The 26339-nt window shown below is 46.3% G+C and carries 22 protein-coding genes; 16 read left to right on the forward strand and 6 right to left on the reverse strand.

Going from position 1 to position 26339, the window contains the following annotated elements:
- Window positions 1-20: 20 nt before the first annotated feature.
- From OM978_RS08580 to OM978_RS08600, 5 genes are all read right to left on the reverse strand, one after another.
- Entirely contained in the window at window positions 21-1478 is a 1458-nt protein-coding gene (locus OM978_RS08580) for a M48 family metalloprotease (protein WP_264346417.1), read from the reverse strand.
- 302 nt (window positions 1479-1780) lie between these two features.
- Window positions 1781-3811: a TonB-dependent receptor family protein gene (locus OM978_RS08585; protein ID WP_264346418.1), complete on the reverse strand. Its 2031-nt coding sequence runs from the start codon at window positions 3809-3811 to the stop codon at window positions 1781-1783.
- Window positions 3812-3827: 16 nt separating this feature from the next.
- On the reverse strand, window positions 3828-4940 hold the full coding sequence (locus OM978_RS08590) for a PQQ-dependent sugar dehydrogenase (protein ID WP_264346420.1): 1113 nt from the start codon (window positions 4938-4940) through the stop codon (window positions 3828-3830).
- A 105-nt stretch (window positions 4941-5045) separates the two neighbouring features.
- Complete coding sequence (gene bcp / locus OM978_RS08595; protein ID WP_264346422.1) at window positions 5046-5519, reverse strand: thioredoxin-dependent thiol peroxidase; 474 nt, start codon at window positions 5517-5519, stop codon at window positions 5046-5048.
- A gap of 13 nt (window positions 5520-5532) precedes the next feature.
- Window positions 5533-6060, reverse strand: coding sequence for a glycine cleavage system protein R (locus OM978_RS08600; RefSeq protein WP_264346424.1), 528 nt, complete (start codon window positions 6058-6060; stop codon window positions 5533-5535).
- A 142-nt stretch (window positions 6061-6202) separates the two neighbouring features.
- Here OM978_RS08600 and dapA point away from each other — a divergent pair, with 142 nt between their 5' ends.
- The 16 genes from dapA to OM978_RS08680 all read left to right on the forward strand — a co-directional run bounded on the left by dapA (window position 6203) and on the right by OM978_RS08680 (window position 25443).
- The gene (gene dapA / locus OM978_RS08605) at window positions 6203-7084 is read left to right on the forward strand and encodes a 4-hydroxy-tetrahydrodipicolinate synthase (RefSeq protein WP_264346425.1); all 882 of its coding nucleotides are present in this window, start codon (window positions 6203-6205) and stop codon (window positions 7082-7084) included.
- Between the two features lie 10 nt (window positions 7085-7094).
- Window positions 7095-8159, forward strand: coding sequence for an outer membrane protein assembly factor BamC (gene bamC, locus OM978_RS08610; protein WP_264346426.1), 1065 nt, complete (start codon window positions 7095-7097; stop codon window positions 8157-8159).
- 197 nt (window positions 8160-8356) lie between these two features.
- Complete coding sequence (locus OM978_RS08615; RefSeq protein WP_233006799.1) at window positions 8357-8992, forward strand: YchE family NAAT transporter; 636 nt, start codon at window positions 8357-8359, stop codon at window positions 8990-8992.
- Window positions 8993-9018: 26 nt separating this feature from the next.
- Window positions 9019-10158: a DUF2066 domain-containing protein gene (locus OM978_RS08620; protein ID WP_264346428.1), complete on the forward strand. Its 1140-nt coding sequence runs from the start codon at window positions 9019-9021 to the stop codon at window positions 10156-10158.
- Window positions 10158-10865 (forward strand): DnaA regulatory inactivator Hda, encoded by a 708-nt coding sequence (gene hda, locus OM978_RS08625; RefSeq protein ID WP_127021876.1) that lies wholly within the window; start codon window positions 10158-10160, stop codon window positions 10863-10865. The genes OM978_RS08620 and hda overlap by 1 nt, the downstream gene beginning before the upstream one ends.
- 172 nt (window positions 10866-11037) lie before the next feature.
- The gene (gene pheS, locus OM978_RS08630; RefSeq protein WP_264346927.1) at window positions 11038-12018 is read left to right on the forward strand and encodes a phenylalanine--tRNA ligase subunit alpha; all 981 of its coding nucleotides are present in this window, start codon (window positions 11038-11040) and stop codon (window positions 12016-12018) included.
- A gap of 13 nt (window positions 12019-12031) precedes the next feature.
- Window positions 12032-14419, forward strand: a complete 2388-nt coding sequence (gene pheT, locus OM978_RS08635; RefSeq protein WP_264346430.1) for a phenylalanine--tRNA ligase subunit beta — start codon at window positions 12032-12034, stop codon at window positions 14417-14419.
- A 2-nt stretch (window positions 14420-14421) separates the two neighbouring features.
- Complete coding sequence (ihfA, locus tag OM978_RS08640) at window positions 14422-14718, forward strand: integration host factor subunit alpha (protein ID WP_008898181.1); 297 nt, start codon at window positions 14422-14424, stop codon at window positions 14716-14718.
- A 271-nt stretch (window positions 14719-14989) separates the two neighbouring features.
- On the forward strand, window positions 14990-16579 hold the full coding sequence (locus OM978_RS08645; protein WP_264346431.1) for a S8 family serine peptidase: 1590 nt from the start codon (window positions 14990-14992) through the stop codon (window positions 16577-16579).
- A 333-nt stretch (window positions 16580-16912) separates the two neighbouring features.
- Complete coding sequence (locus OM978_RS08650) at window positions 16913-17854, forward strand: YbgA family protein (RefSeq protein WP_264346433.1); 942 nt, start codon at window positions 16913-16915, stop codon at window positions 17852-17854.
- Window positions 17854-19287 (forward strand): deoxyribodipyrimidine photo-lyase, encoded by a 1434-nt coding sequence (gene phrB / locus OM978_RS08655; RefSeq protein ID WP_264346434.1) that lies wholly within the window; start codon window positions 17854-17856, stop codon window positions 19285-19287. The genes OM978_RS08650 and phrB overlap by 1 nt, the downstream gene beginning before the upstream one ends.
- Window positions 19280-19729 carry a nuclear transport factor 2 family protein gene (locus OM978_RS08660; RefSeq protein WP_264346435.1) on the forward strand — a complete coding sequence of 150 codons (450 nt, stop codon included), beginning with the start codon at window positions 19280-19282 and terminating at the stop codon, window positions 19727-19729. Before phrB ends, OM978_RS08660 begins: the two co-directional genes overlap by 8 nt.
- Before the next feature lie 2 nt (window positions 19730-19731).
- A complete protein-coding gene (locus OM978_RS08665; RefSeq protein ID WP_264346436.1) occupies window positions 19732-20985 on the forward strand; it encodes an NAD(P)/FAD-dependent oxidoreductase in 1254 nt (417 codons plus the stop codon).
- Complete coding sequence (locus tag OM978_RS08670) at window positions 20979-21737, forward strand: DUF1365 domain-containing protein (protein ID WP_264346438.1); 759 nt, start codon at window positions 20979-20981, stop codon at window positions 21735-21737. The genes OM978_RS08665 and OM978_RS08670 overlap by 7 nt, the downstream gene beginning before the upstream one ends.
- Complete coding sequence (locus OM978_RS08675; RefSeq protein WP_264346439.1) at window positions 21734-22978, forward strand: SAM-dependent methyltransferase; 1245 nt, start codon at window positions 21734-21736, stop codon at window positions 22976-22978. Before OM978_RS08670 ends, OM978_RS08675 begins: the two co-directional genes overlap by 4 nt.
- 65 nt (window positions 22979-23043) lie before the next feature.
- Window positions 23044-25443: an EAL domain-containing protein gene (locus OM978_RS08680; RefSeq protein ID WP_264346441.1), complete on the forward strand. Its 2400-nt coding sequence runs from the start codon at window positions 23044-23046 to the stop codon at window positions 25441-25443.
- A gap of 59 nt (window positions 25444-25502) precedes the next feature.
- Here OM978_RS08680 and OM978_RS08685 read toward each other — a convergent pair whose 3' ends face one another.
- The gene (locus tag OM978_RS08685; protein WP_264346442.1) at window positions 25503-26336 is read right to left on the reverse strand and encodes a S1 RNA-binding domain-containing protein; all 834 of its coding nucleotides are present in this window, start codon (window positions 26334-26336) and stop codon (window positions 25503-25505) included.
- Window positions 26337-26339 lie beyond the last annotated feature (3 nt).

Here is a 26339-nt window from a genome sequence, read left to right on the forward strand (position 1 = left end):
AAATTAACAGTGCCTTGATGTTACAAACGTTTCAGACGGTTTAACTCGGTTTGCCATTGTTTTTTCTTGGCCTCAATCCGTCTGTTTTCTAAGGTGTTATTTTTCCCCAGATGATTTAACGCCTCGTTTAAATCATCAATGGCTTTGGGGTAGATAGCCATTTGATAATATAAATCTGCTCTGGCTTCGTAATAGCGGGCGTAGTCTTCCATCGCTTTGTAAGTATCAGCCAGCATTTCATAAGCCAGGAAAATATCATTTTTGAAATAAAGTAAGTTTCTCAGTAAATGCACAGCTAATCGATGCGCTTTACCCTGAATAGCCGCATTGGCATAGTTCAGCGTGATCACCTGATTATTGGGTTTTAGTAAGTACTGCTGCTCCAGCATGGTCATGGCTTGCTCAGCTTTGCCTTGGGCCAGCAGAATATCTGTGTAAGCATCTATATAAAATAAGTTATCTGGTTCTTGCTGGCGCAGCTTGCTGATAATTTGCTCAGCTTTGTCGACTTGTTTGTCATCAAAATAGGTCAACGCCAGACCATACTGATTGGCTTTGGTATTACCGCCTGGTTCGGACAGTTTACGTAAAAAATAACTCTGGGCATCTTTGGTTTGGTAATGATAACGCGCCATCACCCGTGCTTTGATCAGGGTATAGTCCTGACTATCGGCGACAAAACGTTTAGGAAATTGTTCTGCTCTTAAACGGGAATCGGCAACACGGGATTGTGACAAAGGGTGAGTGTACAAAAAAGCCAGCTGGGTATTAGCAAAACGGCTTTTTTCCGCCAGCTTGTTAAAAAACTCAGGCACAGCATAAGGGTTATATCCCGCATCAGCCATCAGTTGAATACCAATGCGGTCGGCTTCCTGTTCGTTACTACGGGTAAAGTTAATCGCACTTTGTTGCGCCAAGCCCTGCGAGGCCATAATACCGGCCATACCGGCTTCCGGATTCACTGTTGCCAGTAATATAGAACCCAGAATACCCGCCAGAGTTAAAGGGCCATTTTCAGAGCGGGCTTCAACAGATCGGGCTATGTGGCGCTGGGTCACGTGAGAGATTTCGTGCGCTATAACAGAGGCAAATTCACTTTCGCTGTCTGACACCGCCAAAGTGCCGGTGTGGGAGACGATGTTGCCACCCAAGGTCGCGAAAGCGTTGATGTTTTTATCATTGACCCAATAAAAGCGGAATGGAAATTTAACATCCTGAGCCTTAGCCACCATCTGGTTACCCATAGAGTTCAGGTATTCATCCATCAGGGGGTCATACACCATAGGCAACTGGCCTTTAGTTTGACGCATCATCACGTCGCCCAGTTGTTTCTCTTTATCCGGCGTTAAGGTTGAAAAGGCATTGCCACCTATATCAGGTAACGCATTATTTGCCTGAACTGAGGCACTAGTCAGAGCCAGACAGATACTGAACAGGCTCAGTTTAATGAGTTGTGTTTTTACTGCAAATTGCTTCATTTATTTTTTGAACTCAGTCATACCGGCTTTAAACACTGGCAATTTTAATTCACTTGGTCCGCTTACCCCAGCTTTTTTTGATAAATCTGCAACAGTAGCAATCAGATACAACATCTTCAGGTTGCGCTGTTTAGTTTTTCAAAGCCAGAATAAAACAGAGTGTACAGTGGTTCAGTTAATTGTTGTTAAGCCACTGATTAATTTCAGTGTCTTTGGCAAAATAAAACGGATGAAGTTCAACCAGATCTGCTTTTTAGCACAAGATAGGGTGCATTCCCGAAGCAATACACCCTGAGACAGAGTTAAAAAACCAGGCTAAGTCCTAAAGAGACCGAGCGGGGCAGCGCAGGTTCGAAAGCGCGGCCATTGGCCTGATTCACCACCACAGCACCCACATAGTTTTTATCGGTCAGGTTATCCACACCCAGCCAGTAACGCAGTTGCGTATCGGACAGCGTCGACTCTGCAACCAGTTTCAGGTGATAGACAGTGGCGGAGGGCGCAAATAGCAGGTTTTGATCGCTGGTCGCTATTTTGCCGCGATACAGTGTGTCCAACTGCAGCATCCACTCCTGGCTTTGCAAAGGCATCCAGCTGATTTGCCACTGGGCCTGTTGTTTGGCCACTCCGGGGAGTAACTTGCCATCCAGATCGCCCTCTGTAAAACGGGCATTGAGCTGAGTGAGTGTCCATTGATGTTGCCAGGACGCTGAGGCAAACCACAAGGCCGACAGTTCAGCACCAGTGCGTGTTGTTTCACTGGCATTGCGATAACTGGTGCGACCGCCAAGGGACTGATCCACCACTAACTCATTTTCACTTTCAATCAAAAATACGGCCAGGCTGGACCGCCAGTTATCCAATTGCCACTTATTACCCAGCTCCCATTGCTGGTTGGTACTCTCTTTTAGTCCCAGATTCAGGCCATCGCCGTTGCTTTGGTACGCCATCTCGGTAAAGGTTGGGGTCTCAAAACCACGACCTGCACTGATATACCAGGATAGCTGTTCAGACTGGGCAAAGTTTAGAGCCAGTGCCGCTGAGGTTTTGGCAAAAGAAGTGGAGCCGCTGTCGTCCGGGTTTTGTGCGGTGATATAAAAATCAGTGACATCAAAATCCAGATCAGAGTGACGCACACCGCCACTCAATTGCCAGGCAGGGTCTAAATCCCAGACAAAACGGCTATACAAATCAGCAGACTGCACTTCGCCTTCTTCATCGCGACGTAAATCGCCCTGAACGCCCTGATTATTGACATAACCACGGCGCTCATCGGTACTTTGCTCAACCGCACCTCCTAAACTCAGGCGCACAGTGTCAAATTGCCAGCTGTAGGATGCATCCAGACCCTGATAAGGCCGGCTTAAATCGACCACACCACCAGCGGAGGTCGGCGCTATACCATCAAAACCCAAATACTGGCCTACATCACGTTGACCAAACCAGGCCGCCAGACGCCAGCTTTGATCAGCGAGTTGCTGCGACAGGTTCATGCTCCATTGCTGTTGTTTGGTAAATTTGCGGGTATCAAAAGTTAAAGCATTGGCTGCGGTCTGACGAGGATTGGCTTGCCACTCCTGTGTAGTTAAACCTAACGGGTCTTGTAGCAGCGGATCATAAGACCAGTCGTATCTCAGTTGTAGTTTTAGCTCGTTCTCAAAAGCACTTTGCCATAACCACTGGGCTTGTTGTTTTTTTGCATCACTGTGCGCACGTTGGCTTTGTAACTCTGCATTTTTCAGGCTAACTGAGGTTGCATGATTGCCTTTTACCACAGCGGCTGAGAGCAGTTGCTGACGGGCAAACTGACTGTGACTGAGTTGCACCGAGGCTGAGTTTTCTGTTGGCCAACGGCTTTGCAGCGCGACAACACCGCCCGCTGCATTGCCATACAACACCGCAAGCGGGCCTGTTAGCACTTCAACAGAGGCCAGTTGATCCAATAGCACCGAACTGAATTGGCCCTGACCATCCGGACTGGACAGCGGAATACCATCCTGTAGCAAGCGAATGCCACGAATGCCAAAACTGCTGCGGCTGCCAAAACCACGTGCGCTTAAACGGCTGTCCTGGGCGTAGTTGGCTCTGCTGTCGGCCTGAATGCCGGGGATATGCTGCAATAAACTGGCAGCATCCATCTGCAAGGGTTGTTGATCAAAACTTTTGCGAAAGCTACTGGCAGCACTGCCAATCCAGGGCGATTGCTGGCCCTGAGCTGTGATCACTATGATTTCGTCCGGGATTTCATCGGGTTTTTGGTTTTCTTCTGCGATAACAGCTGCAGAAAAAAAACTGAGCGCTAAAGCGCTCAGTTTAAAAGGTAAATAATTCATCTGAAGAGGATACTCATTACTGTGGGGATAAACGTAATAACTTACCGTCATCTTCGTCAGTCAGCAGATAGACTGAGCCATCAGGGCCAGCTTGCACATCACGGATACGTGCACCAATGCGGATACGCTCTTCATGGCTGACTTTATCGCCAGTCAACTCCAAACGTACTAACTGCCCAAATTTTAAAGAGCCCACTAACAGATTGTTTTGCCAGCCATTGATTTGAGTGCCGGTATAAAAACTCATACCACTTGGAGCAATAGAAGGCACCCAATAATGCAGAGGCTGTTCTAAACCGGCTTTGGTTTTGTTGCCTATCACACCACCACCATATTCTTCACCATAAGTGATGACCGGCCAGCCATAGTTTTTACCAGCCGTGGCTATATTGATTTCATCACCGCCCTGAGGGCCATGCTCATGAGTCCACAAGGCACCGGTTTGAGGATGAATAGCGGCACCTTGCAAATTACGGTGGCCATAAGACCAGACATCGGCTTTTGCATCTGTTTGTGCAGCAAAAGGATTGCCTGCTGCAGCAGTACCATCTTTATTCACTTTAACCACTTTGCCAAAGTGCCCCGACAGCTTTTGGGCATCATCACGACGTGAACCCCGATCGCCTAAAGTGATAAACAATTCACCAGCAGGGTTAAACGCTAAACGGCCACCGTAGTGATAGTTGCTGTCAATAGCTTCAGCTTGACGGAAAATAACCTTCACCTGCTTTAATGCCTGACCATCCAGAATGGCACTGGCCACAGCTGTAGCATTGATGCCACCGTCGCGAGGTTCACTGAAACTAAAGTAAATGGTTTTATTTTTTGCAAAGTCCGGATCCAGCACCAAGCCTAATAAACCACCCTGACCTTGCGCATGCACAGTGGGTACACCTGCAATTGCTTCACTTTTTTCACCGGTTTTGCTGATATAACGCAAAGAGCCTGCACGTTCTGTCACCAGCAAAGAGCCGTCTGGTAAAAACTGCATGGCCCACGGATGATTTAATCCGGAAGAAAGCGTTTGCATGTCCAAAGTGGCTTTTTCGGTTTTTAACGATTCAGCCACCAGAGGCTGAGCCACCAGACCAAGGCCGACAATCAGACCGAGCAGGGATAGTTTATGCATACAACAGATCCTTTTTTGAGCGCAATAAAAAAACTGAGCATAATAGATACCATAAAAAAGTAGTGAAAATGCGGCTGGTATCCACTTTGTTGGGATTAATGGAGATTAATTGGCGCTTTTCAGGTAAGCCAACACCACATCATGGTGATTGCTGGTTTTGAAGTCATCAAAGACTTTACTGACTGTGCCATCTTGCTCAACCAGAAAACTGATTCGGTGGATACCATCGTAAATTTTGCCCATAAATTTCTTTTCGCCCCAGACTCCAAAAGCTTCTGCAGCTGTGTGATCTTCATCACCTAACAAGGTAAAGTTTAACTGCTCTTTTTGTTCAAACTTAGCCAGACGGGCAGGGGCGTCAATACTGATGCCCACAACCTGCACATTAAAATCAGCCAATTGCGCTTTACTATCGCGTAAGCCACAGGCTTGTACTGTGCAGCCTGGTGTCATGGCTTTAGGGTAAAAATACACCAGTACTCGGCTTTTTTTCAGTAACTCGCTCAACTGCACAACTTGGCCTGTCTGATCTGGCAAACTAAAATCCGGTGCTTGTTGTCCTGCTGTTAATCTGTTCATTGTCTTTCCTTTGTTATAACTGAGCTTCAAAACTTCCGGTCAGTTGCAATTGCTCCAGCAGTGCTGAAACTTCCTGCTTAATCACCTCAAGCTGCGCACCTTGTGGCAGTTGGACCGTCATAGTGCAGTGGTTTAACAGCTGCTTAGTGTCGGTATCAGTAAGGGTTTCTGTGCGCAAAGCCCCTATATAAATCTGATGATTCGCCAGCAAAGTCGCAATGGCTCCCAAAGTGCCTACTTTATCTTTGCCAGTGTACTCCAACACGTAATGTGCGCTGACCTCTGCAGTATGATTGGCTGATGTACGTTTGGTCATGGTTAGCAGATCAAGTTCATAACCTAATCCGGGCAATAAATGTTCAATCCGGCTTATGGCCACAGCATCACCGGATAACAACATAATAAAAGTGAACTCATTGCCAAAAATAGCCATGCGGCTATCGACTATGTTGCAGTTACAATCCGTAACCAGGCGTGCAAGACGGCTAACCAGTCCTGTTCTGTCTGCACCTATTGCAGTGACGACCAATTGTTGTGGCATGCTAAGTTGATGTCTCTGAATGAAAAACGGCTGCGAAGTTTAGCATATTTCGCGTAAATTTCACCTGTGTGACAGTCCCTTGCTTGTGTTTGTTGTCGTGCGTCATTACCATAGGCAGCCTGAAAATTTTGGAGCCTTGAGCATGTTTAGCGGAAGTATTGTTGCTTTAATCACCCCTATGGATACTGATGGTGCTGTGGATTATGGCAGCCTGAAGCGACTGGTGGATTTTCATTTAAGCAACCAGACCGACGCTTTGGTGATTATGGGGACTACAGGCGAGTCCGTTACTTTAAGTTTTGCCGAACAACGTCAGGTCCTCGAAGCGGTTCTGGCTCAGGTTGATGGCCGTATTCCTGTGATCGCAGGCAATGGTTCAAATTCAACTGCGGACGCGGTAGAAAAGACCAAAATTTTATCCGCCTTGCCTATTGCAGGTTTTTTGACTGTGACTCCTTATTACAACAAACCTATGCAAAAAGGCATGATAGCTCACTATCAGGCTGTTGCCGCGGCAACAGATAAACCCGTTATTTTATATAACGTGCCAGGCCGCACCGGTGTGGATTTGTTGCCTGAAACTGTGGCTGAATTGGCAAAAATATCGAATATCGTTGGTATTAAAGAAGCGACAGGCTCAATGGCGCGTTTGGTGCAATTACAAGCTTTATGTCCGGCAGATTTTTTATTATTCAGCGGTGACGATGCCACTTGCTGCGAATTTATGTTAAAAGGTGGCCACGGCGTCATCTCGGTGACTACTAACGTTGCGCCTGCTTTGATGTCACAAATGTCAAAAGCAGCATTAGAAAAAAATACAGAATTGGCACAACAGCTTGATCAGAAGTTACAAGGCTTACATCATCAGCTGTTTATCGAAGCCAATCCTATTCCAAGTAAATGGGCACTGCTGAAGATGGGGTTAATTGCTGATGATATGGCAAGATTACCTTTGACCCGGTTGGAACCAATTCATCAAAGCGTAATCGAACAAGCGCTGAAACAAGCCCAGATTAATGTGTAGGAGTTTTATAGTGCAGTATTGGATCCCGGCAAGCTTAGTTGCCTCATTGTTTATTTCTGGTTGCTCTTTGTTCCCTGAAGACGTTGTTGAGCAAAGCCCGGTGGAGACTAAGCCTTTGGCTGAGTTAAAGGTACCTGCCGGATTAGCGGCTGCAAAAAAACCAGCACAGTTTGATATTCCACCAGCTCCAAATGCGCCAGTGACTGAAGTTGAACTGAAATCCCCTATGCAGGTATTGGCGCTGGCTACCAATAGCCGGGTGGAAGAAGAAGAAAAAGAAGCACGGATTTGGTTTGAGCGTTCTGAGTTTACAGGGGAGTTATTACCTTACCTGAAAACTAACGTGCTGGATTTCGGCAAAGAAAAACAAATCGAAATCACCCAAAAAGATCAGCAAGGCCTGGTATTTGAAACGGGTTGGGTGAGCCGTTTTGAAGAGGAAGGTTTCTGGTTGTGGAAAGATATGGTAGAGAAAGAACAGAGCCGTTTTCTGGTCGTTTTTGAACCTAAAACCCACGGTCGTACTGTAGGTCTTCGAGTGCAGTTGCTGGAACATCGTTATATAGACAACGATGCAAAATTATCCGCCATAGCGCAAAAACGCGAGGAAGTGTACTTCCTGAACCGTCTGGTGGATAAAGTTGCGACGGTAGAATTGGCTCAGATCAAGCAGAAGAAAGCACAATCACGTCAAATCACTTTGACAACTGGCTTTGATGCAGAGGGTAATGCGGCCATGCTCACTGGACAGTCTATCGATGCAGCCTGGCCTCAGTTAGAGTTGTTATTCGAACAAAATGGCTTTGTTGTGAATGATTTGGACAGAACAAAATACACCTTCTTCCTGACGTATCAGGAACCAGAGTCTGGCTTCTGGGATTCGTTATGGGGCGGCGAGGAAACTATTAAGGTGCCTTTGACTCCTGGCAATTATCAGTTGGTACTGACAAAATCAGAAGTAGGTACTAGTTTGAGCTGGCGTGATAGCGAAGGTAAAGTGATGTCTGCAGAGCAGGTCAGTGCATTGCATCAGGCCTTGGTTCAAATTATCAAAAGAGATAATATTGAGCTGTAAATCAGTAGTACTGAACTGCAGCTCGATCTAGTTAAAAAACCACCTGCGGGTGGTTTTTTTATGTGGTGACATCCAGCTGCATGCTTTATTGCATCTGGTTGAAGCCACTGAGTCGTCTTGGCCGGATGCAGGAAAGATAAAATAACGCTATGATTAGGCTCATTTTAATGACAATGCAGTAACGAAGAGGATAGCTGATGCTGGATGTGCAGGATTATTTAAAAATTTTTATCGGCATCATCGCTATCTTAAATCCTCTTGGCGCATTGCCTATGTATTTGTCATTAACTGCGGATCACAGCGAGCAAGACAAAAAACAGGTTGCGACTACAGCAGCCAAAGCGGCTACCGTGATTTTATTGGTCACATTATTTTTTGGTGAGTTTATCCTTGGTTTTTTTGGCATCTCGGTGAATTCGTTTCGGGTCGGTGGTGGTATTTTAATTCTGCTGATGGCGATTTCGATGTTAAACGCTCAAACCAGCGGTGCAAAAAGTACTGAAGCGGAGCGGTTAGAGGCAGCGCAAAAATCTTCTATTGCGGTGGTGCCGCTTGCTATGCCGATGCTGGCAGGCCCCGGAGCCATTAGTTCGATTATTTTATATGCCAACAGAGCTGAAGGTTGGCAACATTATTTAATTATTTCGGCAGAAATTTTACTTGTTGGCATTCTTCTGGCGATCCTGATGCGCTTATCAGGTAAAATAGCCAACAGATTAGGACAAACCGGCATGAATATTATCACCCGGGTGATGGGGCTTATTCTGGCGGCTATTTCTATTGAGTTTATCAGTCTTGGCTTAAAGGGAATTTTCCCTGTGTTGGCGGGTTAAGGTTTTTAGCAGGTTAAGGGCAAAAGATGCGATTACTTATTACAGCTCTGTGTTTTATGTTGTGCCTCAGCAGTGCACAAGCAAAACAACTGACTGACTTGTATCAGGCTGTTGTGCCTGCGGGTCAAAGCCAAAGTGCCTGGCAACAGCAGGCGCTGGCTCAGGTATTGGTCAAAGTGACAGTCAATCCAGCAGTGGTAGAGCAAGCTGCGATTAAAGCTGAACTGAAAAACGCAGGCAACTATATTAAAACTTTTGCTGCTGTAAGTTCAGAGCAAGGTCCTGCGTTAAAAGTAGGATTGGATGAGCAAAAAGTACAACAGTTGTTAAGCCAGCACCAGATCGCGATTTGGGGCGCCAGACGCCCAGCCATAGTGCTGTGGCCTGTAGAGCAAACCCCTGAAAGCCGTGTATTTATGCAAGGTGCTGCGAACCCTGTATTGACTCAATTGCAGCAGCAAGCGAAGGCTATTGGCTTGCCTCTTGAGCTACCTACCGCCAGTGACACTTATGTGCCAACCTTGTCGCAGGACGAGGTATGGGCCGGCAACTGGCTGCTGATTGAACAAGCCAGTTTGCCATTTAATGCCGATCAGACCTTAATTTTACTTTTTGATCAGCCAACAGCTGGCCAATACCGATTAACCTGGCAGGGCTATGAGCAAGATCAACTGGTCAGCAATGAGTTAGTAGCAAGCTCACAACAAGAGTTGGCTTCTGCATTTTTAAGCAGTTTAACGGCGCAACTGGCCAGTAAATTTGCAGTTCAACTCGGTAGCCAACAGGGCCAGACCGAGCTTGAGCTGGATATTGAAGGCTTAACTAATTTTGTCGATCAGGTCAAAGTACAACAAATGCTCAGCGCCATGTTGTCGGTCAAACAAGTGACAGTGCAGGAGCGCAAAGCGGATTTACTGAAGTTTAAAGTACAACTGGCGGCAGACCGCGGTGCTTTTATTAACTCCTTGTCGCTGGAACGTCGTTTGCAGTCTCTGCAAACTGCAGCTGAACAAACTGTTTCCGCAGAACCAACAGAGGCAACTGAAACTGCGGCGGAAACGGACGAGCTTTTTGCTGAAATGGCTGCCGAAATGGCAACAGAGCCAACCGCAGCATCGCCAGATGTTATGCCTTCCGTGCTGCGCTACAGGTATATCCCTAACTAATGACTCCGGTGCAATACACTCTGGCAGTGACGCTGCCAGAAGATGAAACTCTAGATACCTTCTATGGGGCTGAAACCAGCCCTGTGGTGGGTTATATCAAGCATTTTCTGACGACTCCCTCTGAACACCGTCTGCCTTTGTATTTATTTGGTGCCAGTGGTAGTGGTAAATCGCATTTGTTATACGCTGCTTGTGTGCAGGCGCAGGAACTGGGTTTAACCAGTCAGTTGTTGAGTCTGGAGGATTTTAAAGCCTGGAGTCCCAGAATATTGGACCAACTCGAAGAGCTGGATCTGGTTTGTCTGGATAATATTCAGGCCATAGCCGGGGATATCAGCTGGCAAGTGGCGGTATTTGATTTATACAACCGCATGACAGAGCAGGGCAAAGCTCTGATTATTGTCGCCGATCAGGCACCCACCGAGCTGGGCATTACCTTGCCGGATTTAGTCTCGCGTTTGCAGGCTTGTACCAGTTTTCAATTGCGTTTATTAGGCGATGAAGACAAACAAAAACTGCTGCAACAAAAAGCCCGTTTACGCGGCATGGAGCTGCCAGATGAAGTGGCGCGGTTTTTACTCAACCGTCAGCAACGTGATATCCGTGAACTGGTGCAAATTCTCGATTTACTGGATAAAGCCTCGATAGTGCATCAGCGTAAGTTGACCATTCCTTTTGTCAAAGACATGCTGAGCTTATCTCACTGATTTTTCGTCCTTTGAACTAAAAAAAGCCTTATTTTACGCAAGCTCTGAGCGCAAATCTGGTGTATTATTGCCACCTTTTTATACGACTTATCTACCCGAAGTTATCGATGCTGCAGCCCACAAAGCTGCCGCTTCAGGTACCAAGGGGATTAACGCTGGTCTGAGGATAGCGATGAACTTAACCGCCATTTTAGAAGAAGCCTTACAGGCAGTCGCTGTAGCGAACGATATCAACGCACTGGAAGATGTGCGCGTGGCCTTTATGGGTAAAAAAGGCAGCATCACTGAGTTGCTGAAATCTTTAGGTGCTATGGATCCGGAAACCCGCAAAACTGCTGGTCAACAGATCAATGACTTAAAACAGCAAGTGCAGGACGCGTTAAATACTAAACGTGACCAGATGCAACAGGCTGAACTGGCACAAAAACTGTCAAAAGAGCAGATTGACGTGACTTTGCCGGGCCGTGCTTTAGAAGCCGGTGGTCTGCACCCTGTGACCCGCACCATTCGCCGTATTGAAAGCTTTTTTGGTGAATTGGGGTTTGAAGTGAAACATGGCCCGGAAATCGAAGATGATTTCCATAACTTTGATGCACTGAATATTCCAACGCATCACCCGGCCCGTGCCGATCACGACACCTTTTATTTTAATCCTAAGCTGATGCTGCGTACTCAGACCTCTGGTGTGCAAATTCGTACTATGGAAACAGAACAGCCACCACTGCGGATCATTTCCCCTGGCCGTGTCTATCGTAACGACTACGATCAAACTCATACCCCGATGTTCCACCAGGTGGAAGGTTTGATGGTCGATAAAAACGTCAGCTTTACTGAACTCAAAGGTATTTTGCACGACTTCCTGAATAACTATTTTGAAGAAGACCTGCAAATCCGTTTCCGTCCGTCCTTTTTCCCTTTTACCGAACCTTCAGCTGAAGTGGACGTGATGGGCAAAAACGGCAAATGGCTGGAAGTATTAGGCTGCGGTATGGTGCATCCAAATGTATTACGTTCTGTTGGCATCGACCCTGAAGTGTACAGCGGTTTTGCTTTTGGTATGGGCGTTGAGCGTCTGACCATGTTGCGTTATGGCGTAACAGACCTTCGTTCATTCTTCGAAAACGATCTGCGTTTTCTAAAGCAATTCAGATAAGCGGGAGCAGATAATGAAATTCAGTGAATCCTGGTTACGTGAGTGGGTCAACCCGCAGTTATCGACCAATGAGTTAGCAGAACAAATTTCGATGGCCGGTTTGGAAGTCGACGGTGTCGAGCCGGTTGCCGGTGAATTTAGCGGTGTAGTTGTGGGCCATGTGGTTGAATGTGGTCGTCATCCTGAAGCCGACAAATTACAAGTAACCAAAGTTGATATTGGCACTGGTGAATTATTAGATATCGTCTGTGGAGCCGCCAACTGCCGTCAGGGCTTAAAAGTTGTGGTTGCGACAGTAGGCGCTGTATTGCCTGGCGATTTTAAAATTAAAGCCGCTAAGCTACGTGGTCAGCCATCGAACGGTATGTTGTGTTCTTTATCGGAGCTTGGCATGGCTGAAAGTTCAGAAGGCATTATTGAACTGCCTGCTGATGCGCCGCTGGGTCAGAACATTCGTCAGTACCTGACGTTAGACGACAATGCCATTGAAGTGGATTTAACACCAAACCGTGCTGATTGTTTAGGCTTAAAAGGTTTAGCCCGTGAAGTGGGGGTGTTGAATAACCTGGACGTCAAACAGCCTGACATTGCCGCTGTTGCTGCAAGTATCAGTGACGTCAAAGGCATTCAGTTGTCTGCGCCACAAGCTTGTCCACGTTATTTAGGTCGTGTGATTCGTAATATCAACACAGCTGCTGTCACGCCTTTGTGGATGGTAGAAAAATTACGTCGCTCTGGTATCCGTTCTATTGATGCTGTGGTGGACGTGACTAACTTCGTCTTGCTGGAGTTGGGTCATCCGATGCACGCTTTTGATTTAGCAAAAATCGAAGGTGATATTGATGTGCGTATGGCCAAAGACGGTGAAAAGCTGGTGTTGCTGGATAGCAACGAAGTGACGTTAAAAGCCAATACGCTGGTGATTGCGGATAGTCAAAAAGCCTTAGCAATGGCTGGTATCTTTGGTGGTTTGCACAGTGGTGTGACGAAAGACAGCAGCGACATTTTCCTTGAGAGCGCATTCTTCTCTCCGGTTGAAATGGCAGGTGTGGCCCGTCAATACGGTTTGCACACTGATGCTTCACACCGCTATGAGCGTGGTGTCGACCCTGAATTGCAACGCACAGCGATGGAAAGAGCAACAGCCTTGTTGTTAGCTATTGTCGGTGGTGAAGCAGGCCCTGTGGTTGAAGCTGTGTCAGAGGCGCACGTACCAAAATCGGCACAAATTGCGTTAACCCGCACTAAGCTGGATCGTATTTTAGGTATTTCTATTGCGACTGAGACCGTCACTGAGATTTTCCAGCGTTTAGGGATGCAGGTTCAGGCATCTACTGACGAGTGGCAGGTGACAGTACCAAGCTACCGTTTTGATATTTCTATACCGGAAGATTTAATTGAAGAAGTGGCGCGGGTCTATGGCTACAATAATATTCCTAATGTAGCACCACAAGCTGCGCTTGCGATGAGCAAACATCAGGAAAGCCGTATTTCCGTTCACAGCTTACGTGATTTGCTGGTCGCTCGTGGTTATCAGGAAGCTATTACTTATAGTTTTGTTGATCCTAAAGTGCAGGAAACCTTGTTCCCGGGTCAGGCTGCTCTGGTGTTGCCAAACCCAATTTCCGTTGATATGTCGGCGATGCGGTTAAACCTGTGGCCAGGTTTATTGCAAGCAGTGCAATACAATCAGAATCGTCAGCAAAACCGTATTCGTTTATTCGAATACGGCCTGAAATTTATCCCTGATGCCAATGCTGAAGGTGGTGTACGTCAGGTGCCGGTTTTAGGTGGTGTGATTGTTGGCAGTTATGGCAATGAGCACTGGACTATCGCAGAGCGGGCCGTTGATTTTTATGATGTTAAAGGCGATGTGGAAGCGCTGTTAAGCTGCACTTCAGCTACAGAGTGTTTTACTTTCGCTACAGGTCAACACAGCGCCTTACATCCGGGTCAAACTGCCCAGTTAAACCGGGATGGCAAAGCTGTAGGTGTGCTTGGCGCCTTGCATCCGGAAGCGGAACGTAAACTTGGTATTAAAGGAAAAGCCTTTTTATTTGAAGTAGAGCTTGAAGCATTTGGTGATAAACACATTGTTTTAGCTCAGGAAACTTCAAAATACCCTGCAAACCGTCGCGATTTAGCTATTGTTGTGAAATCTGATGTGCGTTTTTCAGATATCCTTGCTACTATTAGAAAAGTTGGCGGAAATCAATTAGTTGACCTAAAATTGTTTGACGTCTACACAGGGCAGGGTGTTGCTGAGGGCTATAAGTCATTAGCGATAGCTTTAACCTTGCAGGACAAGGCGCGGACGCTTGAAGATAAAGATATCCAACAGGTTATCTCTTCTGTGGTCGAGGTGCTGAGCAAAGAGTTCAACGCAACGTTGAGGGATTAAGAATGGCGCTTACCAAAGCCGATTTAGCAGAACGTTTATTTACCAAGTTTGGCATCAGCAAGCGCGATGCAAAATTAATAGTCGAATCTTTTTTTGAAGAGATCCGCATTGCTTTGGAAGCAGGCGACCAGGTAAAACTGTCAGGTTTTGGTAATTTCGACCTGCGAGTAAAAAACCAAAGACCAGGTCGCAACCCAAAAACAGGTGAAGATATTCCTATCTCCGCTCGTTGTGTGGTGACCTTCAGACCGGGTCAGAAGTTAAAAAGCAGAGTCGAAGTAGGCACCGCCAAGAAATAATTTCTTGTCGTTCTGTGTATAAAAGGAGTGTTCCGCGAGGGCGCTCCTTTTTTATTTCTATCGATCCGACGCGACCATGGATGAGTTATCTTCTCCATGTGAATAGGTTGGTTACATAAAATCACATGTTTAATTAAAAATGATTAAATGTAAAATTTATATAATAAAAATATAACATTAATATAAAGAGTAATCGCTATGCCTTGCTAAGTTTGGAGCCGCAGGATGCAACTTCACATCATGGACTTCAACACTCTTACAAGGTACACATATGAAAAATAGAAACAAAGTACTGTTACTGGGAACTGCTGGTTGTTTTGCATTATCTTTAACTTCAGTGGCTGTTGCTGCTGCGGTGGATACAGGGCCAGAGTTTGTTACAGCTGCAGATGTTGCTGCAATTGATCCAAGTGATGACAGTACCAGCCGTTATATCGTCAAATATAAAGACGGCACTTTCAGCACTTTACAAAGCGGCGCTCAGGCTGTTTCTGAATTTTCTGAACAAAGAGCAGAAACCTTAGCGCGTAGATACAAAGGGAAAGTTGTCAAACATTTAAGCTCGGTCAAATCCAGCGTACTGGAATTAAATCCACGTCAGTTAAAAGCTATGGTTTCCGACCCTGAAGTGCAGTACATCGAAGTGGATCAAAAGCGTTATTTGTTTGATGTGATCACGCCGATGGCACAAAGCACTCCTTATGGTATTCCTATGGTTCAGGCCAATTTGGTCAGCGATGCCAATGCTGCTAACGCCAAGGTCTGCGTTATTGATACAGGCTATACCTTAAGCCACCCGGATTTACCTAACTCTGGTGTCAGCGGTTTTGCCTTTTCAGGCCATGGTAACTGGTCATCGGATGGCAACGGTCACGGCACTCATGTCGCCGGTACTATGGTGGCGCTGAACAACAACGATGGTGTGATAGGGGTTTTACCTTCAGCTCAAGCCGATGTACATATAGTAAAAATATTTAATGATTCAGGAAACTGGACTTTTGCTTCTGATCTGATTGACGGCATAGAGTCTTGCCAAACAGCAGGCGCCAAAGTCGTCAATATGAGTTTAGGCGGCAGCAGTTCCAGTCAAACTGAACAAACGGCGATGACCAATTTTTATAACAGCGGTATGTTGTTGATTGCGGCGGCAGGTAATGCCGGTAATACCAGTTTGTCGTATCCTGCCTCTTATAATGACGTAGTGTCAGTGGCAGCTGTAGATTCTAACCGCAATCTGGCCAGTTTCTCTCAGCGCAACGCTCAGGTGGAATTGGCAGGCCCAGGTGTTGCAGTGAATTCCACCTGGAATAATGGGGGTTACAACAGTATTAGCGGCACCTCTATGGCTTCACCTCATGTCGCTGGTGTGGCAGCTTTAGTCTGGAGCAACCATCCACAATGTACTGCACCACAAATCCGCAGTGCTTTACAGGCCACAGCGCAGGACAGAGGTACAGCCGGGCGGGATAACTCTTTTGGTTTTGGTATAGTTCAGGCCAAAGCTGCAGTGGATTATCTGACTGCCAATGGCTGTAGTGGTGGCGGTGGTGGCAATCCTCCACCCACAGGGGGCGAAACCTTCCCTAACTTGAGTGCCAGCACTGGTACCTGGTTACGGGGTTCTTACGTTATCCCATCAGGTGTCAGCACCTTAACCTTTACCATCTCAGGCGGTACTGGTGATGCGGACTTGTATGTGCGCTTTAACAGTCAGCCGACGGAAAGCCAATACAACTGCCGTCCATACTTAAATGGCAATGCCGAGCAATGCACCATCAACAATCCACAAGCCGGAACCTGGCATGTGGGCGTGAAGGCGTATACGACTTTTAGTGGTGTAACCATGAGTTACTCCTACTAACACTCAAGAACCTTTCTGATGAAAAAGCTGCGTCATAAGGCGCAGCTTTTTACATTTTGCTGTCCTTGCAAAATGCCTGTTCAGGCCATCGTCACTTCGTTCCGATGTTAACAATCGCTCCCGGCGATTGTTTTACATTTTGCTGTCCTTGCAAAATGCCTGTTCAGGCCATCGTCACTTCGTTCCAATGTTAACAATCGCTCCCGGCGATTGTTTTGTGACAAAAGTAGCTCTATCTGATGATCAAAAATTTTCTCTTGCAGTGATCCAATGAACCTGCTGATCTGTAAACAATTATAGTCATCTCCGTGATTTTTTCTGTGAGTCCTTATTATGAGTATCCAAATCGGTGTCAGCGCTTGTGTGCTTGGGCAAAAAGTGCGTTTTGATGCCGGCCATAAAGCATCTGAATTCTGTAACAGCACTCTTGCTCCTTTTGTATCTTATGTCCCTGTTTGCCCTGAACAGGCAATAGGCTTAGGTGTGCCTCGTCCTGCTATTCGTTTGCAGCTTAATGCTGCTCAGCAAGTACGGTTGGTCAACAGCAAAGACAGCAGCATTGACCACACAGACACTATGCTGCAATTTACCGAGAAACTGTTGCCGGAGCTGAAGCAACTCTCTGGTTATATTGTCTGCGCCAAGTCCCCTAGCTGCGGCATGGAGCGGGTACGGTTAAATGATCAAAATGGCCACCAGTTGGGTAAAGTTGGAGTAGGTGTTTTTACGCAGCAATTGATGCATAGCTATCCCTGGTTACCTGTAGAGGAAGATGGCCGTTTGCTTGATAGCAACCTGAGAGAAAACTTTGTTACCCGGATATTTGCCTGCCATGACTATCAGCAGATGCTTCAATCTGGTTTTACTGTGGGCAAGTTAGTGACTTTTCACAGTCGCTATAAATTTTTGGTGATGGCGCATAGCCCAGTGGCGTACCGTGAATTAGGCCGCTTAGTGGCGCAAGCGAAATTGTTTGCTCCGGATGAATTGGCGCAGCGTTATTTACTGGATTTAATGCAGGCTTTAAAGCAACAAGCCACCCGTAAGCAGCAAGCCAATGTGTTGATGCATTTGCAGGGCTTTTTCAAGAAGATGCTGACAAGCGCTGCCAAGCAGGAGCTTTTGGCCCTTATTCATAAATACCGTCAGGGCCATTTGCCTTTGTTGGCACCTTTAACCTTATTGCGTCACCATTTGGCTCAGCATCCCCATCAGTATGTAGCGGCGCAGCAGTACCTGCAGCCGTTCCCTGACGAACTGGGATTACGCGCCTGATGAGTAACACAGCATTTTCTTTAGTCTGGCTGCGTAATGATTTACGTGTTTATGATAACCAAGCCTTATTGGAAGCCTGCCAGTCAGGTTTGCCTGTAGTGGCGCTTTTTATTGCCACACCGGATAGCTGGCAGCAGCATTTTATGGCGCCGATAAAACAAGATTTTATTCGTCGTCGTGTACAGCAGTTGCAGACTGAACTTGCAGCTTTGAATATCCCTTTGCTTGCGATTGAGGGTAGTCATTATTCTTCTATCCCAGAACTGATGCAGCAATTGATAGATGCTGGAGCAGAAGCCTTGTACGGCCACACTGAGTATGAACTACGTGAGTGTGTGCGTGATCGTAAGGTCAGCGATACCTTCGCCAATGCGGGTAAAGCCTGTTTTTGGTTTGACCGCAAAGCCGTGATGCCACCAGGTTCAATCCTTAGCAAAACCGGCGGCATTTATCAGATTTTTACGCCTTTTAAGAAAACCTGGTTGGCGCGTTTGCGTGAAGCGGGTGTGCGCTGCTTCCCTAAGCCTAAAGCTTTAGTAGAAACAACGCTGCAGTTGCCACAATTGCCTTTAATGAAACAAGGGGATGGCAGTTCGCTGGCTTATGCTGTGGATGAACTGCATGTACTGGAACAGATGCGGCAGTTCTGTCGGGATAAAGCAGCGTATTATCAAACAGAACGCGACTTTCCGGCGGTGGATGGAACATCTTCTTTATCGGCTTATCTTGCGATAGGCGTTATTTCAGCGCAGCAGTGCATAAGCCGTTTGCAATTGGAAGCTGCGAATGACTGGGACAGAGAAAAATCCGGCGCTGAAGTCTGGTTATCTGAGCTGGTATGGCGGGATTTTTATCATCATATTTTAATGGCCTTTCCGGATCTGATTAAACACAAAGCCTTCCAAAAAGATACGGACGCTATTGTCTGGCCGAATAATCAACAGCTGTTTCAGGCCTGGTGTGATGGACAAACCGGTTATCCAATAGTGGATGCTGCGATGCGCCAGCTGAATCAAACCGGCTGGATGCACAACAGATTACGTATGATAGTGGCGAGTTTCCTGGTGAAAGATTTACATATCGACTGGCGCTGGGGTGAACAGTATTTCATGTCGAAGCTGATTGATGGCGACTTCGCCGCTAACAATGGGGGCTGGCAATGGGCTGCATCAACAGGCACGGATGCTGCGCCTTATTTCCGTATTTTTAATCCAGTCACTCAAAGTGAACGTTTTGACCCGGATGGCGTATTTATAAAACGTATGCTGCCGGAACTTGCTGACGTGCCCAAAAAACAGATCCACTGGCCCCATCCTTTGCCGATGTGGAGTGACTATGTCAAACCTGTTGTGGATCACAGTAAAGCACGGCTGAAAACCTTAGAGTTGTTCCACACTGTTAAAAAACCGCAGGATGTACTGGATAATGAATGAAAATAACGCGACAGAACGGCTGGAACGTTTTTTAGATTTTTACAATAACTTAAGCCAGAACAACTTAGGTTCATTGCCTGAACTCTATGCCTGCAATGTGGAGTTTATTGACCCTGTGCATCATATGCTGGGGCTGGAGCAGTTGCAGCAGTATTTCTCTCACGCTTACGCACGTTTAAGCAGTTGCCACTTTGTTGCTACCTCAAAAATTGCCAATCAGGATCAAGGCTGCCTGAGTTGGGTGATGACTTTTACTCATGAAGCCATAGGCAATGGCAAGGCGATTTCTGTGCATGGTTGCTCCGTCGTGCACTGGAATAGTGACGGAAAAATTGCCTACCACAGAGATTATTACGATTTAAATGAAATGGTGCTGGAGCATATTCCGCTGCTGGGTTGGGTCACTAAAAAAATTAAACAAAAAATGGCTAAGGAAGGGTAGAAATGAAAATTGCAGTAGTAGGCGGCGGTATTTCCGGCATGATTAGCTGGTATTTGTTGCAGCGCCAGCATGATGTCACTTTATTTGAAGCGGGCTCTTACCTTGGTGGCCACACGGCGACAGTAGATGTGAATGTGGAAGGTAAAGAGTACGCTATAGATACGGGCTTTATTGTATTTAATAACTGGACTTATCCACTCTTTAATAAGTTTTTAGACGAGCTTAAGGTGGAGTCACAGCATACCCAAATGAGTTTTTCGGTGAAAAAAGCCGATACAGGGCTGGAATACAATGGCCACACTCTGGCGACTTTATTTGCCCAGCGCCGCAACCTGTTTCGCCCTTCGTTCTGGCGTATGCTGCTGGATATTGTCAAATTTAATAAACTGGGTAAGGAGTTGCTGGAGCAAAACCATCCGGATCTGGATTTACTGATAGATGAGTTTCTGGCCAAACATAATTTAGGCCTCGAGCTTCGCAATGACTACTTATTGCCTATGGGGGCCGCTATTTGGTCCTCTGGTCTTGCCGATATGCCTTCTTTTCCTCTGCGTTTTTTCCTGCAGTTTTTCAAAAACCATGGCTTGCTAAATGTAGCGGATCGGCCGCAGTGGTCGGTGATTAAAGGCGGCTCAAGAGAATACGTGCGCGCTTTATTAAATACACTGAATCCTGCACAGGTAAAACTCAATAGTCCTGTAAAATCTGTAACACGTGATACAGAGGGGGTCACTCTGGAATTTACCGATGGCCGTAGTGAGTCTTTTGATCAGGTGGTCTTTGCCTGCCATAGCGATCAGGCGTTGGCCTTATTAAAAGACCCTAGCGAAGCAGAGCGACAAATTCTGGGCGGCATCGCTTATCAGAAAAACGAAGTGATATTACATACCGACCAGCGCATTTTACCTAAACGTAAAGCAGCATGGGCGGCATGGAACTACCATCTGACCAATGCTGCATCCAGTCATGCGACTTTGAGTTACAACATGAATATTTTGCAGGGTATAGAAGCCCCTGTCACTTTTGTGGTGACACTGAATCACGGCCATGCCATTGATCAGAGTCGAATTTTAAAACGTTTTCAGTACGACCATCCGGTATTTAATCACTGCACTATTGCTGCGCAGCAACGCCGCAGTGAAATTAATGGCGTGAATAACAGCTGGTTTTGTGGTGCCTACTGGTATAACGGTTTCCATGAAGATGGGGTGCGTAGTGCTGTGGATATAGCCAGAGCCATGGGAGTGGAATGTTGATCCCATCAGGTCATGCGATATTAACGGGTGAAGTAGGGCATAAACGATACTTACCCAAAGTGCATGGTTTTGACTATCAGGTGCATTACTTCTGGCTTGACCTGGACGAGCTGGACCGTATACCGGCAAAAGGCTGGTTATGGTCAAAAGCGCGTTTTGCGGCTTGTAGTTACCGCCGCTCTGATTATTTGCCAGGTGCAGAAAATTTAACTCAGGCCGTCAGGCAAAAACTGTTGGATTTAGGTTTTGACACTGCTGTGGCTAAAGTCTGCATGATGAGCCCGCTGGCAAACTGGGGTTATTACTTCAGCCCTCTGACTTTGTATTACTGCTTTGATGAGACAAAACAACTGATTGCGTTAGTGGCTGAAGTCAGCAATACACCGTGGAATGAACGGCACTATTATCTGGTGCCAGTGGATAGCGCGGAAAAATCGCATTACCAACACGACAAAGCTTTTCATGTGTCGCCTTTTAATCCGATGGATATGCAATACCACTGGACTGTTGTGGCAAATTCAGCTCAACTGGAATTAGCAATTACTAATTTTAAAGCACAACAGAAGGTATTCAGCGCCTGGTTTCATTTGGTCAGTAAGCCATTTAGTCTACGCGAGCTGAAAAGTTTACTGATCCGCCGTCCATGGCAAAACGTACAAGTGATGACACGAATTTATTGGCATGCAATAAAACTGCTGGTCAAAGCAGTGCCTGTGTATGGCCACCCTAAGTCAAAGGAAACACCAAGATGACGGTTTTGATCACCGAACAATGTCCTTTTCAAAATTTACGCTGGTTTGATAAAACCTGTCGCAAACTGGTGCTGAACCATTTAAGTCAGTTGCATTATGGCGCCATTTTATTAGTTGAAGGTCAGGAAAAAACGCTGCTGGGCGATGCAAAGGGCGAGTTGCAATGTACGCTGACCGTATTGGATCCGGATTTTTATCAAAAAATGATGTTCGCAGGCTCAGTAGGTGCGGGTGAGTCTTATATTCTCGGTCAGTGGCGCTGCGATAATTTAACAGTGCTGGTGCAGTTGCTCGCCCGTAACTCATCGCTGCTGGATAAGCTGGAGTCGGCATGGGCGCGTTTAAGTAAACCTGCGCTAAAACTGCTGGACTGGCGTAATCGCAATACCAAAGAGCAATCACGCAAAAACATTTCTGCGCATTACGATTTAGGTAATGCCATGTATCAGTTGTTTTTAGATCCAAGCATGATGTATTCCAGCGCAGTGTATGAAACGGACAGCTGCACGCTGGAACAGGCGCAGTTGAATAAACTTAAATCTATTTGCGATAAGCTGCAGTTAAAACCAACAGATCATCTGATAGAAATTGGTACAGGCTGGGGCAGCATGGCGATATTTGCCGCCCGTAATTACGGCTGTCAGGTGACTACAACCACTATTTCGCGTGAACAACACGACTATGCGGCAGAAAAAATCCGTGAAGCAGGGCTGGAGTCACAAATCACTTTGTTATTTCAGGATTACCGCGATTTAACAGGGACTTATGACAAGCTTGTCTCTATAGAGATGATAGAAGCCGTCGGTGATGAGTTCTTAGATCAATACTTTGCGAAATGCTCAAGTTTACTCAAAGAAGATGGGTTGATGGTATTGCAGGCTATTACCATTGCCGATCAACGTTACAGTCACTATGTCAAAGAAGTCGACTTTATAAAGCGTTACATCTTTCCTGGTGGTTGCTTGCCTTCGATTCAACGCATGAGTAATGCAGTGGCTGATTACACTGATTTAGTGTTACGTCAGGTGCAGGATATAGGCCTGGATTACGCCCGCACCTTGCAGGATTGGTGTCATAACTTTATGGCGTCACGGGATAAACTGCATCAGTTGGGTTATGACGATCAGTTTATCCGGCTTTGGCATTTTTACTTGTGTTACTGCGAAGGTGGCTTTTTGGAAAGAGCGACCAGTGCAGTGCATTTAGTGTTCACCAAACCTATGAACAGGAACAAAATTTAACTTTTCGTTGCTTAATAAAGCACGGTCGTTTATAACTTTCTACGGATTAATGTAGTAGAGTCTGTATGACGACCGTGATCACTTCCCAGCCTCAAACTGATATCAGTGTCCTTCACGCTCAACTCCAGCAGTTACAGCAAGAAAATGCCAGACTAAGCTTAATTAATCAGTTTGCCATTGATCTGCATGAGTTGACGGGCGCGGATGACATTCTTAATTATGCTGCGAAACATGTCGTGGCAGGCTTAGGTTTTGTCGATTGTGCCATTTTTATACTGGCTACCGATGGCGAGACGCTGGTGCGTAAAGCTGGTACCGGTACTCGTGATTTACCCTCTCATTTAGGCATTTCTGAGCTGAAAGTAGGGGATGGTCTGGTCGGCTACGCTGCCAGTATCAAACAATCTGTATTGGTCTCTGATACCAGAGATGATCCCCATTATATGGCTGATTTAGTGCCGAGTTTATCTGAACTCGTTGTGCCTATTATGGATGGAGAAGACCTGCTGGGAGTGCTTGACTGTGAGCACTCGCAAATTAACTATTTCAGTGTTGAGCATCAGCAAATTCTGGAAGTAGTAGCCTCTATTCTGGCCAGCAAACTTCGAAAGTCGCAGATGCTGGACACTCTGGAATCATCGGTCAGTAAACTTGAATACGCTGAGCGATTACAAAAAGCCTTGTACGAAATTGCCTCTTTCTCCTATTTTGCCAACGACTTCTCCAGCTTTTACAAGCGACTCCATCAAATTGTTAACTCGCTGATTTATGCGCCGAATTTCTTTATTGCTTTGTTTGATGATGAAACTCAAACCTTACAGTTCCCTTATTTTGCTGACACTGAAGATGAAATAGACCCTAATCAGGTGTATGGCTCTGACGTACTGGAACACAGTCTGACAGGACATGTGTTTCGCTCTAAACAGCCGCTGCTGATTTGTCGTCAGCAAATGGCCGATTTTGACCGTGAACACAAAGTCCGCACTTATGGCTCTGAACCTGAATCCTGGCTTGGTGTGCCTTTCCAGTCCAGTGATACAGTACGTGGTGTGGTGGTGGTGCAAAGTTATGTCGCCAACATTCAGTACAGTGAGCGTGACCTTGAGCTGATGATCTTTGTCTCCCAGCATATCTCCAATGCTCTGGAACGGGTGTTTTCCGAAAAACGTTTGCAACATCAGGCATTGCATGATGCTCTGACTGCTTTGCCAAACCGCAGTTTATTGATGGACCGTATTGGCCAAGCCTTTAAGCGTATGCAACGTTTTCCTGCTAATCATCTAGCCGTGATGTATTTAGATTTGGACCGCTTTAAAACAGTGAATGATACCTTGGGCCATCAGGTCGGCGACGCCTTTCTTATTCAGGTAGGGCGGGTCCTAAAGCTTTGTATGCGTCAGACCGATACGCTAGCCCGTCTGGGCGGCGATGAGTTCGCAGTGGTGCTTGAAGATGTCGCCAGCCTTGCTGATGTGACGGATGTGGCACAACGAATTATTCAGGCGCTACAGCAGCCCTTACTGGTCGGTGAACATATGTTGTTGACTTCCTGCAGTATTGGCATAGCGCTGGCAAGTTCTGAGGATCAATTGCAGTCGGCTGATGAGCTTATTCGTCGCGCTGATATCGCTATGTATCAGGCCAAACAAGATGGGCGCGGAGTCTACCGAATTTATTCCTCTGATATGAAAGTGGAGGAGAGTCAGGAGTTCAGATTAGGTCTGGAAATCAAAGCCGCTTTGGCAAAACAGCATTTTATGCTGCATTATCAGCCTATTATCAGTTTGGATACGGACGATACCATAGGTTTTGAAGCGCTTATCCGCTGGACTCATCAAAGCCGTGGCGCTATCACACCAGATGAGTTTATTCCTTATGCTGAGAAAAATGGCCTGATAGGTTTGATTGACCACTATGTCTTGCGACAGAGCATTGAGCAGATCAGGCTGTGGCGGCAAAATTACGCTATGCCATTTTATGTCAGTGTCAATGTGTCAGGTCTGGCATTTTCTGAACCTGACTTTGCTGCCGCTGTGATCCAGAAACTGGCTGAAGCGGATGTACCAGCCCGTTATCTGGCGATTGAGATCACAGAGCGAGCGTTGATTGAAAATATTGAGCAAGCGCGTTTGTGCTTAAAGCAGCTGCGCCAGCATGGAGTGAAGGTGCTGCTGGATGACTTTGGTACAGGCTATTCCAGTTTAAGCTACCTGAACGAATTTAAGCTGGATGTGCTGAAAATCGACCGCTCTTTTATTGCCAATATGAAACCCCGTATTCAGGACAATCCTGTAGTCAATACGGTGATAGCTCTGGCAAAAACGCTGAATTTAAAGGTAGTGGCAGAAGGGGTTGAAACCAGTTTACAGCGGCAGTTATTAAAAGAATTGGGCTGTGACGCCGGGCAGGGTTATTGGTTTGCTAAGGCTCTTCCAGCGAGCGATGCCATCAAATGGCTACGTTGACTGTACTGGAATTGGATTGGCATTTGAAACGGACGCGGATAAACCGCGCCCCTACTATGTTAAACCAGGCGAATTGCTTCTGCTTCAATCACTATTTTGCCCGCTTTGTATAAAGCGCCAATCGCTTGTTTAAACATCTTTTTACTGACGCCAAACTCACCATAAATCTGCTCCGGTGTGCTTTTATCTGATATCGGCAAGCTGCCACCTTTGTGTTTTAAGCGCTCTAAAATCACATCAGTAAAAGCCTGGGCTTTTTCGTAACCAGGTTTATCCAGCATTAAATCAATACGGAAATCATCACGCATTTTTTGCACATAAGCTGTGCCTTTGTAGCCGATACGCAGTGGTTTAAAGACCTGATTTTTATACAATAAACCCCAGTGCTGATGATCCACCACCACTTTATAGCCCAGGTCGGTTTGTGACGCGACATAAAACTGCACTTCATCGCCTGGTTGGTAATCCGGCGTGTCTTTGCCTATGTATCTGTCCAGTTTGGCAGAGGCGACAATACGGTTACTTTTATCGACATAACAGTACACCAGATAATATTTATCCAGCTGCATCGGGATCTGTTGTTCGCTAAAAGGCACCAGTAAGTCTTTTTTCAGACCCCAGTTTAAAAAGGCACCTACTTTGGTGATAGCCACAGCTTTGAGCTGTGCCACCTGACCGACCATCACATAAGGTTTTTCTGTGGTAGCAATCAGCTGATCTTCAGAGTCCAGATACAGCAGTACTTCAAGCACTGTACCAATTTCAGTTCCTGCGGGCACATAACGTTTAGGTAATAAAATATCACCCCAGCTTAAGCCATCTAAGTACACGCCAAATTCGACCTGTTTTTTTACCGCCAGTTTGTTTAGTTTGCCTAAGGCGAGTTGGGTCATGTG

The organism is Rheinheimera sp. MM224 (genome assembly GCF_947090785.1).
In the GTDB taxonomy this organism is placed as follows: domain Bacteria; phylum Pseudomonadota; class Gammaproteobacteria; order Enterobacterales; family Alteromonadaceae; genus Pararheinheimera.